This is a genomic window from Sphingobacterium tabacisoli (assembly GCF_017908035.1).
Lineage (GTDB): Bacteria > Bacteroidota > Bacteroidia > Sphingobacteriales > Sphingobacteriaceae > Sphingobacterium > Sphingobacterium tabacisoli.
The window spans coordinates 65,227-77,899 of sequence record NZ_JAEQMU010000003.1 but is presented as its reverse complement, the minus strand read 5'-3'; the positions used below and the strand labels follow the sequence as shown (position 1 = coordinate 77,899).

Sequence of the window (12,673 nt, the reverse complement as noted above, 5' to 3'; positions counted from 1 at the left end):
ATATGAATATACTAAAAAGCTTAATAGACGGTAAACATAGAGAAGGAAGGCGGAAATTTATCCGGCAGATTGTTCTTTCCTCATTTGCACTGACATCTAGTCGTGCCTTAATGTCCTGTACTAAAGGAGGCAGTGAGGAAGAAGAGACCTTTATACCTGAACCAACACCTGTTGAAACGGATCCTCAGGTGAGTATCAGCAATGGGTTATTTAACCAAAGTAAAAAGGATGATTTAGGGTTGCAGTATTTGGATGGCACAGAGCAGATTATGGTGTTCCGTCCTGATCAGCCGTTGGATATGAAGTTTAATAACCATCCGCAGCTTGTGGAGTTCAAGGGTAAGTTGTACGCGACATGGGTGGGGCATCCCTTACATGAAACGAGCGAAATCTCTTATGTGTACTACAGTTACTCGTCCAACGGGACGACCTGGGAAAAACCGATACAGGTTGGACCTGCGAATAGAGCAAGTGGAGGCTGGCTTACAGACGGGAATCAATTGCACTGTCTATTGATTGCTGGAGATAAAGCTAATAAAACATCAATTACAGAGTATTGTTCTTCTACTGACGGGATAGCTTGGACAGAGCCAAAAGTATTGATCCGGAACGCTGCCCCTAGTGAGAGCGCGAGAAGACTGCCTAATGGGCGTTATATTATGATATGCCATGGTTTGGGTACAGGTGCTTTTAAAGAGGTTCGGGGAACGCGGATTATGTATTCTGATTCGAAGGATGGACTTTCTGATTGGAAGCAAGCTCTATTACCAGACTTGCCTGATTATAATGTCAATAGCAATGAAAAAGTTGCACGCGCTGTCGAGGCTAGTTTTTTTGGACGATTGGAAGGAGAGCTGGTTATACTTTTTCGGGATTTGTATTTTGATGCGGCACCACGTACATGGAAATTGTTGGCCGCGGTAAGTCAGGATAATGGGGCGACATGGTCGAAACCGACGTTGACTAATATCCCTGATTCAGATTCCATGCAATGTGCTGGAAATCTCAGTGGTTCTGTCTCCTATTTTGTCAATAATCCAGTCCCTACGAGAAGACGTGTTCCCTTGACGGTTACATTAAGTAAAAACGGTAAGCTATTTAACAAGTCATTTTTGCTACGCGATGTTCCGCAACCAAGACGCTATGATGGAATAAGTAAAACTGAGGGCTATAGCTATCCAGGAAGCTTTGTCTGGAAAGGCTATTTGTATGTCGCCTATGCTACAAATAAAGAAGACGTTGAGATTACACGGATTGCAGTAGATAAACTGATTGCTCAAGTTTAAGTGCTAGAAGGATATTTATTGGGGTAGTAGAGAGATACTGTAAAGAAAAACCGGGGTATAAGTTGGTATACCCCGGCTAGCATCTTATTTTCGACAGGGAGGAGACTAGAGTTTTGTGGATTCTTCCTCGTTGTCATCGGTTAGTTTTTCCGTTTCGTTTTCAAGGATCACGTCCTCTTTTCTTCCGCTTATCTTTTTCCATAAGAAGCTAAAACCACCGACCACACCGATAGCTATCACTTTCCAAAATTTTAGTATTGCGGCGAAAAAACCTGTTTTTGCTAAAATTTTTCCTGCTACTAAGCCACCAACTGTCCAAGATGCAATCTGGTCGCCATCTGTGTAATCCTCATATCTATAGCCCTCGTCAAATTTGACGCTAGCAAGCAATTGATCTACATTTTTATTAACCTCTGGAAGTTCGTCCATCGAAGCGACGGCGTTAATGAGGTATATTCCTTCTCTACCTAAAATGCGCAAGTTATAATTGAGTGTGTTGGCGCTGTCTCCATCAAATTTTATCTCTTTTGCCCAATGTAGTACTTTTTGGTTGTTGTCATAATATGGTGTCGAAGCCCAGCCAACCAATTCAATCGAACCGTATCCAGCACCTAATCTTTCTTGGTTCTCAGCTAATATATCTTTTTTGTTGGAAGCGAGGAGATCGTCGTAGTTGATGGTGTTAGCATCATTATCGTTAACATATCCCATAGGGTCATAGCTTATCGTAAAACCCCAAGAGTGATCGTCCAGTACGCCGATATTTGTAGGAAATAGCATGCCTATAATGCTGTTGTCTTCTGGATTGCCCCATAGATCGCTGAGTACATAGCTGCTTTGTTCTTTGTCTAAAAAATGAAACCCCTTAGGAACGATTAGGGTGCCGTGGCCTTCTTTAAGTTTTATAGTGCCAGTTTGATATTTTAGAGACTGCTCTATTTCTTTGATAGCAATTTCTGTAGAATCAGGTGATTCTGCAGATACACATACAGCTAAAAGTAGTGTAAAGATTGTAAGTAAATATTTGTTCATATGAATTTTGAATTAAAAATCTCCGAAGGTACAAAAAAGTAATGGATTATCTTATTTCAGAGATCTTTGTAAATTATTTCTGTCTTGTTTGCGGTTTCTTTTTAGGCTATTGATAAGTGTGTAAGCGTTTTGTTAAAATAATGCTATTTTTGCGGTATGTTAATTAGGATTAATAAAACGGTCATAAGCTGGTAATAGAATTAATCACTATAGAGTAAGTTTATCACAAAATAAATAAGTGAATAGATGAAAATTTGGCAAAAAAATATAGATGTTGATTCGTTTGTAGAGTCATTTACGGTAGGTAACGACCGGGAGATGGATCTACAGTTGGCCGAGGCTGATGTGTTAGGCTCTTTGGCACACACACGTATGTTGCATAGCATCGGGCTGATGACTGTGGAGGACCTTCAGGCTGTTCAGCAGGAACTGAAGAAAATTTACCAAGAGATACAGGACGGTTCATTTATAATTGAAGACAGCGTCGAAGATGTGCATTCTCAGGTGGAGATGATGCTTACACAGCGTATAGGCGAAGCCGGAAAGAAGATACATTCTGGACGTTCCCGCAATGATCAGGTGCTCGTCGATCTGAAGCTCTATTTTAGATCCGAGATTAAAACGTTATTTGATGGTACAGAAGTACTGTTCAAGCAATTGATTTCCTGTAGCGAGCGGTATAAAAGCGTGTTGATGCCAGGGTATACACATCTGCAGATCGCTATGCCATCTTCTTTTGGTCTTTGGTTTGGAGCATATGCTGAGAGTTTGGTCGACGATCTACATTTGTTGAAAGCCGCCTGGACGGTGAGTAATAAGAACCCTTTAGGTTCTGCCGCGGGTTATGGCTCTTCTTTTCCGTTGAACCGGACTATGACCACCGAGTTACTAGGTTTTGAAGACCTTAATTACAATGTCGTATACGCACAGATGGGAAGGGGCAAGACCGAACGCATCGTAGCACAGGCGATGAGTTCAATAGCAGCTACGTTGGCCAAATTTGCCATGGATGTGACGTTGTACATCAATCAGAACTTTGGCTTTATCTCATTTCCTGCGCATTTGACGACAGGTTCGAGTATTATGCCACACAAGAAAAACCCCGATGTATTCGAACTCATCCGTTCGCGCTGTAATAAGATACAGGCTTTGCCCAACGAGATAGCGATGATGACGACCAATCTGCCTATGGGATACCATCGGGATCTGCAGCTGTTAAAGGAAAATTTGTTTCCGGCTTTTCAATCCTTGAGCGATTGCTTGGAAATAGCAACCTTTATGTTGGAACATATCTCGATAAAGGAAAATATACTGGATGATCCGAAATATGACTACCTATTCAGTGTAGAAGTTGTTAATAATGAAGTGCTGGAAGGTGTACCATTCCGCGAAGCGTACAAAAATATTGGTCTCGCTATTGAGGAGGGAACATTTAAGCCAGAAAAGGAAGTACAGCATACGCACGAAGGCAGTATAGGTAATCTGTGCAATGATCAAGTCGAGCGTATGTTTGAATCGGTAAAAGCGGCGTTTGGTTTTGAAAAGGTCGAAAAGGCACTGAATGATTTATTGAAATAGAATTTTGAACTAAACATAGGAATCCCTGTCTGAGCAATCGGATGGGGATTTTTTGTGTTCCAACAGATTTTTTTTAGTTAAAAGTGTGTTAAATGTTTTATGTTCAGTGTTTTGTGGTTGTTTTTGGCATTTGCGTTGCGATATAATCAGTAATGTATTTAATTAATTTTATTGGTTATGAAAACCTTAAATTCAATCCAAAAATTAGCAGCATTGGCTGCTGTCGTGGCTACTTTAGGACTAGGTAGTGCTCAAGCTCAAACAGCAAAAACTGTTGAAAAACCAGCTCGCAAAACGGAAGTAAAAGCTCCTGGCGAACAACAGACTAAGAAAACAGAAAACAAGGCGAAAGAAGCAAATGCTTCAGTGACCAAAAAAGAAAGTCAACCAAAAGAGACTGCAAAAAGTACGGGTACTAAAGCAGTAAAGGACGTTAAAAAAGAAGAGGCAGTTAAAGCCGATCAAAAGACAAAGACCGAAAAGAAAGTTAACAAAACAACAAATCCTAGCGTAAAGGCTACGGGACAAGATAAGCTGACTGGGGAAAAACACAATGGCCATCCTGTCTATGAAGGACCTAAGGGAGGTAAATATTATATCAACGAAAACGGAAATAAAACTTATATCAAATAGGCGTGATTAAAACAATACTTAGGGCCTGTCGATAGTTGCTATATTCTTGCTTTGACTATCTAAGATAATTTCGAAGCCTAACTGATTTACTCAGTTAGGTTTTTTTATTGGCTAAAAAGTGCTAAAAAGTGATTGGTTCTTCGGAATCAGTGATCCCTTCTTCTAACAATGTGATTACTGTGTAGCACTTAGTGGTTTGTTGCTGATGAAGAGTGTTCACTTTATTGCATCGATTGATCACATGTTGATGACTTGTATCTACTCTTTGGTGAAAAGTGAACACAGAGTCTGATAAAGCTATCACTATTTTGGGGAAAGGGGTTTATGTTTGTTATTAATTGATTTCTTTTTGCTAAAGACTAGTTACTTATAGCAGAATGGTGATCACTTGTTGCTGTAATGCAGGTCCTTATCACTAGGAAGTGACTACATTTTTCTAAAAAGTGTTCATCTATTGTTATCAAGTGACTACTATTCTATAAGAAGTGGTCACTGTGTGTTAAAAAGTGTTCACTTTTTAGAAAAATATGATCACATGTTAGCTAATGCTGGTTACTTTTTATAAAAATACAGACAGATCGTGCGCAATTGTGTTCACCTACAGTAAATAAGTGTTCACTCGTCGCTGAAAAGTAATCACCAGTCACTTAAGAGTAATCACCAATCGGCGGGAAGTGATCACTGAAAGTGAAGGACTGTTCACTTTTTTCGACAGATATTTATCGTTTTATTTTCTTTCCCATACCTCAAAAGTATAGTCGTAAACATGCTTGTCGTCTTTATTGTGTTTTTCCTGACTCACGAGTTCCCATTCCGTAGAAGGTAGCTCCGGGAAGAATGCATCTCCATCAATAGTCGCATGAACCCGGGTCAATAACACGCACTGTGCGAGTGGAAGCGCCTGCTGATAGATGTTTGCTCCACCGATAATGAATATTTCCCGTTCGTCACGGCAGTAGGTGAGGACATCTTGTAGGCTATTGGCAACGTCTATCTCTGGGTTATTGTATTGCTGATCTCTGGTCAATACGATATTCCGGCGTTCCGGAAGAGGTTTCCCGATAGACTCGAAGGTCTTGCGACCCATCACTATAGAATGGTCTATGGTCGATTTTTTGAAATATTTAAAATCGTTGGGCAGATGCCAGGGCATTTGATTGTCTTTACCTATTGCATTATTTTCTGCAGCTGCTACGATCAATGTTATTTTGGTACTCACGAAGTAAAAATTAAAAAGTAAAAATTAAAAAAGTCAGCACTTCGAAATATTCACTATACCGCTACTGGAGCTTTGATATGTGGATGGAACTCATAGTTCACTAATTCGAAGTCCTCGAATTTGAAATCGAATATATCCTTCACTTCGGGATTGATTTTTATTTGCGGTAGGGCCTTTGGCTCTCGCGACAGCTGTAGTTCCGTTTGCTCGAAGTGGTTGCTATAGATATGTGCATCGCCTAGTGTATGTACAAAATCTGCGACTTCCATATCACATACCTGCGCGACCATCATGGTCAAAAGAGCGTAGGAAGCGATGTTGAACGGAACACCTAAGAAGATATCGGCGCTTCGTTGGTATAGCTGACAGGACAACTGTGGCTTTAAGAGGCCTTTTTCCGGTTGAGCCGGAGCGACATAGAACTGGAAAAAGGCATGACATGGCGGAAGAGCCATGTTATTGATTTCTGCAACGTTCCATGCTGATACGATGATGCGGCGAGAATCCGGACTGTTTTTCAGTTGATGGATAATTTGCGCTATCTGATCGATATGACCACCGTCGGGCGTAGGCCAAGACCGCCATTGTGATCCATAGACTGGACCTAAGTTTCCGTTTTCGTCTGCCCACTCATCCCAGATGCTCACCCCATTCTCTTTGAGGTACTGGATGTTGGTCTCGCCTTTCAAGAACCAGATCAATTCGTGGATAATGGAGCGAAGGTGCAATTTCTTGGTTGTAACCAAAGGAAAACCCTCTTTTAAGTTGAAACGCATCTGATGACCAAACACACTACGTGTCCCTGTTCCTGTTCTGTCTGTCTTTTCGACCCCTTCTGTGTATACGTGTTTAAGTAAATCTAAATACTGTTTCATACCCTATAAATAAATGTCTTATTGCTATCTGTCTAACGATTGTTTTGAGGTATTCAAAGCTAAGAAAATTACTGTGAAAGCTGAAATTTTGTGTCATGAACATATCACATCTTTGCCTCAAATAATGAAATATAAAATCTGAAATCTCATGTCTATAAAAATGTGTATTTTTGCGGATTGGGTTTTCCAAATGGCCTACAAAATGGTCGAGTTATATGGATATGAATAAAAAAGTTGCTTTTTACACGTTGGGATGTAAGCTGAATTTTTCAGAGACATCTTCTATTGGTCGTATTTTTAAGGATGCGGGTTACGAGACCACTCCTTTTAATTCGCAGGCAGATGTTTATGTTATTAACACCTGTTCTGTAACGGATCATGCAGATAAGAAGTGTCGTAAGGTGGTGAAGGAAGCGCTTAAACATTCGCCAAATGCTTATATTACTATTGTAGGATGCTATGCACAGTTGAAGCCAAAGGAAATCTCGGAAATCCCTGGTGTAGATATGGTCCTTGGAGCAGCTGAAAAGTTTAATATTATTGAACATATCAATGATCTGACCAAACAGGAAAAGGCCATTATTCATAATGGACCTATTGATGAGACCAATCAGTTTGTATCTGCGTTTTCTATCGGGGATCGTACGCGTACGTTTCTGAAGGTGCAGGATGGATGTGACTATTCGTGTACATTCTGTACGATACCATTGGCGCGTGGTGCATCCCGTTCCGGTAAGATAGAAGATATAGTGAAGCAAGCAGAGGAAATAGCTGCTTCAGGAGTGAAGGAGATCGTATTGACGGGGGTGAATATCGGAGATTTTGGAATCCGTGACGGTAAGCGGCAGGATAAGTTCCTCGATTTGGTTAAGGCTTTGGACGAAGTCGAAGGGATAGACCGTATCCGTATTTCTTCTATAGAGCCGAATCTATTGGCCAATGAGGTAATCGAATTTGTCGCACAATCTAAACGATTTGTACCTCATTTCCATATGCCGTTGCAATCGGGAAGCAATAAGATATTGGCCCAGATGCGCAGGCGCTATAAGCGTGAGCTGTACGCTGAAAGGGTAGCAAAGATTAAAACATTGATGCCTAATAGTTGTATCGGTGTAGATGTGATTGTAGGTTTCCCAGGAGAGAGTCGTGAGGATTTTATAGATACGTACAATTTCTTGAATGAAATGGATATCTCCTATCTACACGTCTTTACCTATTCGGAGCGAGAGAATACGATTGCAGCACAGATGGAAGGTGCGGTACCTGGAGCGCAACGCTCAGACCGTAGTAAAATGCTACATATTCTGTCTGAGAAAAAACGTCGTGCTTTTTACGAAGAAAATCTTAATGCGGTTGGCGAGGTACTGTTCGAGTCGGATATCAAAGACGGATATATGCATGGCTTCTCCAAAAACTATGTCAAAGTGCGTACACTATATGATCCACTTTTGGTGAATGAAATTGTTCCGGTACGTTTCATCTCTATTTCGGAGAATGGAGAGGTGGATGTGGAAGAACTGCCCGAAGTATTGGCACATTAAATTAAATAAAAAAAGCCCGCATCAGCGGGCTTTTTTTATTTAATTTTCTTGTTGTCTATTTTGAACTCTTCAAATTCTTTGTTCAATCTTAGAAGTTTAAACGTCGAACTGATAAGCTCATTTGTTTCTAACAGTATGGAGAAGTATAGCTTCGTGTTTTTAGGGCTATTTTCTGTTGTACGTATGTGGTCAATCTGTTTATCCACAAGATTATTGATGACTTTTTGAAGCTGATCCCGTTGTTTCATCGTATTGTCGATCTTTAAGAATTCACGGCGCTTATACATATTATAGACCTCAGCGTACCAATTGCCTAGTTCATCACCTACTAAGCGGAGGTCATTGCCTTGATAATCCTTTAATGATTTATGGTTATTGTCTACATGGTTGTGCGCATTGGTCGCAATGACGTACAGGTTTTCTACAATATCTTGTAAATAACCTAAAGACATAATGTAGAATCGGCTACCTTTTGCTGATGAATCGTCGAGGTTACGGATAAAGCTGTATAGATTTTCGTTGGTAGAGTCCAGATCCCTTAAGAACTTCTTGATAAGTTTCTTATTCATCGATAGCGACGTCAGATCATTTTTGATCAATCCATCTACGATTTCTTTGTAGAAAATATTGGATTTTGCAAATACTTCACTGATTTGATTAGAACTGGCCTCTGTTACCTGTTGTAAGGTATGTATGTCTTCCTTGCCTAGTTTTAATTTCCGTTTTGCCTGTTCAGCAACTTTTTTCTTGTGGCTTTTCGCATTGAAAACTAAAAGTATGGCTAATAGTACAAGAGCACCTACAAAGGTCATAATACCACCTATCTTCAATAAATAAGCGATGATGAAGGCACCCGTAAAAGCGCAAGCAGCGGTAAAGAACCAACCGCCGATAACGTGGAAAACACCAGATACGCGGTATACAGCACTCTCACGATCCCATGCTCTATCCGCAAAAGCGGTACCCATAGCCACCATAAAGGTCACATATGTAGTCGATAGTGGGAGTTTCATGGATGTACCTAATGCAATTAGACTACTGGCAACCATTAGATTTACTGAGGCACGTACCATATCAAACATCGGCTCGTCCTGTGATTTCTTTTTTGTAGAACGTTCGTTTTCAAAGGAACGGTCTAGACGGGCTTGAAGAGCGCGAGGCATCAAATAGCCTATTGCATTGCCTATATTCATAAAGCTGCGGACAATCCACCTGGATAAGGTATTGGGCTGAAATTTTTCGGTGCTAGCGTCTTGGCTAGTTAGGCTCATTTCGGTCTCAATAACTGTTTTCGCTTTCTTAGAAGTCCATAGCGTGAGAATCATAATAGCTCCAGAAATAAATAGAATCCATACAGGCGCTACGATATCGGCAGAGCCAAGTTCACCCATCATATAGGTGTCAGGATTGCCACCAGACGCTTGGAAGAAGCCAATTGCCTGTATAGCTGCAACAGGGACACCAATGAAGTTGACCAAATCGTTTCCAGCAAACGATAGTGCTAAAGCGAATGTGCCTATTCCGATAATAACTTTAAGAATATTGATTTTTAAACGGGTCAGAATGAAACTGAATACTGTGAATAAAACAAAACTCCCGGCAATCAGTAGTAATTCATGGGTGTTGATCCAATCTTTTACCGACTTATCAATAAAAGTAACTGTTTTTAAACCTTTAATAATGATGAAATAACTAATCGCCGCAAGCGCTATACCTCCAAAGAATACCCCAAAGGATTTCATCTTTTTCTCAAATTGGAAAGTAAAGATCAAGCGGGATACGTATTGTACAGCCATGCCAACAGTAAAGGATAGAATCACGGATAGAAGTATGCTTACTACAATCTCTGAAGCTTTCTCTGTATTGATATACTGAGAAAGGGTGGACCAATCTCCAGTTGTTGTGGCAATTTTATATAGACCTAAACAGACCGCACCTCCCAAGAGCTCAAATACGATGGATACGGTAGTGGAAGTTGGTAGCCCGAAGTAGTTGAAGATATCCAGTAGAATAATGTCGGTGATCATTACCGCGAGGAATATAATCAGCACATCATTGAAACTAAACATACTGGGTATGTATATTCCACTTCGTGCAATCTCCATCATACCACTTGAGAAAACGGCTCCGCACAGTATCCCCGCACTTGCCAGGATCATGATCAAGCGAAAGGGAATTGCTTTAGATCCGATAGCTGAGTTTAAGAAGTTAACAGCGTCATTACTTACACCGACCATCAGGTCGATCACACCTAAGGTGATAAGGGTGACGATAACTAAATATAAATAATTGTCCATAGTTTTATTTTTGCAAAACTATGAACAAAAAATGAAGTATATATTAAGTTAATGTTAAGAGCTGCTTTTTTTTGTTATTTGTTTATTTAAAGCAATTTAACCAGTTTTTTGCCATAAGATCTGCTCCAGCGGCCGAAGTATGTACCCCATCGGTCGTCCAATAATCTCCAGGAGCACGTTTGCAGGCGGTATCGAAGATATTTTGATAAGGAAGAAATACTGCTTTATACTCTTTTGCAATATCAGATGCTACTTCTTGATAGTGTGCGAATTCAGGAAACCAGCTGTCATCGACATGCTTCACGTTTTTAACGGCAAAGGGTTCGGCGATAATTAACCGCAGTTGCGGAAAGCGCTCTAGTGTTGTATCCAGTAATTTTTGGTACTGTTCTTTATAGAGTTGGGCTGTACCGGAGTATTTTCCACTTCTTTTGTGCCAATAATCATTTACTCCAACAAGAATACTTAATACGGACGGAGCGAGGTGGATGCAATCGGCTTGCCAACGGTCTTGTAGTTGGGGGACTTTATGTCCACTGATACCTCTATTGTATATTTTAAGGTTCTTTTCGGCATATTTGTTCAGCATGGCGCTCGCCGCAAGCATGGCATAACCTCTGCCTAATGCTTGAATGTCATTGGGCAAGAGGTTGTCCTTGGCTCTGCCATTGTCTGTAATGGAGTCGCCTTGAAATAAAATAATGTCATTTTGCTTAATCTCCAATTTATTCTTGGTGACGAGCGGTGCGGCTTTTGAGACTTGATTTGCCAGTACGGTAGCTCCTAATGCCAGTACTGAACTTTTGATAAATGTTCTTCTGTTGTTCATGTATAATAGGTTTAGTATCCTAACACTACAAAAAATAGAGCAACTTTTCACAATCTTCCATCAAATTCACGCTCTACCTATGAGAAATCAGTCATTAACAATATTTGTCCAGCGCAGTCCTGATCACTTGGCAGGCTTCCATAATTTCGGTAGTCGAAATAGTCAATGGAGGTGCTATCCGCAATGCTGTTTCACAATGAAGGTACCAGTCGATCATGACACCGTTTTCAGCACAGTATTTACTGATATTGTAGACCTGATCAAAATTATCAACCTGTAGACACATCATAAGGCCAAGGCCCCGGATTTCCTTAACCTGCGGATGGTTCAGTTCTTTTCGGAATAGGGCCGCTTTTTCGGCGACTCCGTCGATTAGTTTTTCTTCTAAGATCGTCTCTAGGGATGCTAAGGCCGCAGCACAGCTTACGGGATGGCCTCCAAAAGTGGTGATATGACCGAGCATAGGATTGGCTTTGATGACATCCATTATTTCTTTAGAAGCGACAAATGCACCTAACGGCATGCCGCCGCCTATACCTTTGGCAAGCATCAATATATCAGGGATGATGCCGAAATGTTCGAAAGCAAATAGTGAACCTGTGCGTCCAAACCCTGTTTGTATTTCGTCAAAGATCAATAAGGTTCCTGTATCTGTACATTTTTGGCGTAAGGCCTGCATGTAAGCTACATCAGGAACACGTACGCCTGCTTCACCTTGTATGGCTTCGACAATTACGGCTGCTGTAGCTGTTGTGATATGAGATAGATCATCGTGATCATTGAACGTAATGAAATCAATCTCGGGCAATAATGGAGCGTATGCTTCCTGATAGGCGGGATTGCCAATCAAGCTTAACGCACCCTGGGTACTACCGTGGTAGGCTTTTTTTGCGGCAATGATCTGCCTACGGCCTGTAAATTTTTTAGCGACCTTCATAGATCCTTCTACTGCTTCGGCCCCCGAATTGGTCAGGTAGACGGACTGAAAGAAAGGAGGAAGCTGTTCTAGTAGTTTGGTCGCAAATTGGACCTGTGGTGCCTGTACAAACTCGCCGTATACTGTCACGTGCATGTATTTGTCCAATTGCTCTTTGATGGCAGCGATAACCCTAGGATGGCGGTGCCCAATATTGCTTACGTTAAATCCTGAAACCAGGTCTAGGTATTTTTGCCCTTGTGGGCCGTATAGATAAGAGCCTTCAGCTCTTTCGACTTCTATCAAACGGGGACTTTCTGATGTTTGAGCCGTATTTTTTAAGAATAACTCTCTATTACTGATCATACACGAAATTAAAAAGTAAAAACTAAAAAGTAAAAAAATTGTGGTAAGAAACTCGAAGCTTGATAAAGCGATAAGACAAAGGGAACAATAAAAACAGAAGC

10 protein-coding genes are annotated in these 12,673 nt (G+C 40.8%); 4 read left to right on the top strand and 6 right to left on the bottom strand.

Annotation, left to right across the window (positions count from 1 at the left end):
* Positions 1-2: 2 nt before the first annotated feature.
* Complete coding sequence (locus JKG64_RS14280) at positions 3-1,286, top strand: exo-alpha-sialidase (protein WP_210355004.1); 1,284 nt, start codon at positions 3-5, stop codon at positions 1,284-1,286.
* A gap of 105 nt (positions 1,287-1,391) precedes the next feature.
* Here the strand turns inward: JKG64_RS14280 and JKG64_RS14275 are convergent, their stop codons facing one another.
* On the bottom strand, positions 1,392-2,318 hold the full coding sequence (locus JKG64_RS14275; RefSeq protein ID WP_210355003.1) for a DUF2167 domain-containing protein: 927 nt from the start codon (positions 2,316-2,318) through the stop codon (positions 1,392-1,394).
* Between the two features lie 246 nt (positions 2,319-2,564).
* Between JKG64_RS14275 and argH the strand changes: the two genes are divergently transcribed.
* Together argH and JKG64_RS14265 are read left to right on the top strand one after the other, a co-directional pair.
* Entirely contained in the window at positions 2,565-3,896 is a 1,332-nt protein-coding gene (gene argH / locus JKG64_RS14270) for an argininosuccinate lyase (protein WP_210355002.1), read from the top strand.
* A gap of 177 nt (positions 3,897-4,073) precedes the next feature.
* On the top strand, positions 4,074-4,529 hold the full coding sequence (locus JKG64_RS14265; RefSeq protein WP_210355001.1) for a hypothetical protein: 456 nt from the start codon (positions 4,074-4,076) through the stop codon (positions 4,527-4,529).
* Positions 4,530-5,256: 727 nt separating this feature from the next.
* Here JKG64_RS14265 and JKG64_RS14260 read toward each other — a convergent pair.
* Together JKG64_RS14260 and JKG64_RS14255 are read right to left on the bottom strand one after the other, a co-directional pair.
* Positions 5,257-5,748: a dihydrofolate reductase gene (locus JKG64_RS14260; RefSeq protein WP_317195849.1), complete on the bottom strand. Its 492-nt coding sequence runs from the start codon at positions 5,746-5,748 to the stop codon at positions 5,257-5,259.
* Between the two features lie 53 nt (positions 5,749-5,801).
* The gene (locus JKG64_RS14255; RefSeq protein ID WP_210355000.1) at positions 5,802-6,623 is read right to left on the bottom strand and encodes a thymidylate synthase; all 822 of its coding nucleotides are present in this window, start codon (positions 6,621-6,623) and stop codon (positions 5,802-5,804) included.
* Positions 6,624-6,844: 221 nt separating this feature from the next.
* Between JKG64_RS14255 and mtaB the strand changes: the two genes are divergently transcribed.
* The gene (gene mtaB, locus JKG64_RS14250; protein WP_210355039.1) at positions 6,845-8,164 is read left to right on the top strand and encodes a tRNA (N(6)-L-threonylcarbamoyladenosine(37)-C(2))-methylthiotransferase MtaB; all 1,320 of its coding nucleotides are present in this window, start codon (positions 6,845-6,847) and stop codon (positions 8,162-8,164) included.
* Positions 8,165-8,199: 35 nt separating this feature from the next.
* On the opposite strand, the gene JKG64_RS14245 is transcribed toward mtaB, so the two are convergent.
* The 3 genes from JKG64_RS14245 to JKG64_RS14235 form a co-directional block, all read right to left on the bottom strand.
* A complete protein-coding gene (locus tag JKG64_RS14245; RefSeq protein ID WP_210354999.1) occupies positions 8,200-10,461 on the bottom strand; it encodes an inorganic phosphate transporter in 2,262 nt (753 codons plus the stop codon).
* Positions 10,462-10,543: 82 nt separating this feature from the next.
* Positions 10,544-11,290 (bottom strand): SGNH/GDSL hydrolase family protein, encoded by a 747-nt coding sequence (locus JKG64_RS14240; protein ID WP_210354998.1) that lies wholly within the window; start codon positions 11,288-11,290, stop codon positions 10,544-10,546.
* 94 nt (positions 11,291-11,384) lie between these two features.
* Positions 11,385-12,572 (bottom strand): aspartate aminotransferase family protein, encoded by a 1,188-nt coding sequence (locus JKG64_RS14235; protein ID WP_210354997.1) that lies wholly within the window; start codon positions 12,570-12,572, stop codon positions 11,385-11,387.
* Between the last annotated feature and the right edge of the window lie 101 nt (positions 12,573-12,673).

Bases quoted from the DNA above. Each gene is read 5' to 3' on its own strand.
- argH (WP_210355002.1), top strand. From the start codon at position 2,565: ATGAAAATTTGGCAAAAAAATATAGATGTTGATTCGTTTGTAGAGTCA.
- JKG64_RS14265 (WP_210355001.1), top strand. From the start codon at position 4,074: ATGAAAACCTTAAATTCAATCCAAAAATTAGCAGCATTGGCTGCTGTC.
- JKG64_RS14275 (WP_210355003.1), bottom strand. From the start codon at position 2,318: ATGAACAAATATTTACTTACAATCTTTACACTACTTTTAGCTGTATGT.
- JKG64_RS14255 (WP_210355000.1), bottom strand. From the start codon at position 6,623: ATGAAACAGTATTTAGATTTACTTAAACACGTATACACAGAAGGGGTC.
- mtaB (WP_210355039.1), top strand. From the start codon at position 6,845: ATGAATAAAAAAGTTGCTTTTTACACGTTGGGATGTAAGCTGAATTTT.
- JKG64_RS14240 (WP_210354998.1), bottom strand. From the start codon at position 11,290: ATGAACAACAGAAGAACATTTATCAAAAGTTCAGTACTGGCATTAGGA.
- JKG64_RS14235 (WP_210354997.1), bottom strand. From the start codon at position 12,572: ATGATCAGTAATAGAGAGTTATTCTTAAAAAATACGGCTCAAACATCA.
- JKG64_RS14245 (WP_210354999.1), bottom strand. From the start codon at position 10,461: ATGGACAATTATTTATATTTAGTTATCGTCACCCTTATCACCTTAGGT.
- JKG64_RS14280 (WP_210355004.1), top strand. From the start codon at position 3: ATGAATATACTAAAAAGCTTAATAGACGGTAAACATAGAGAAGGAAGG.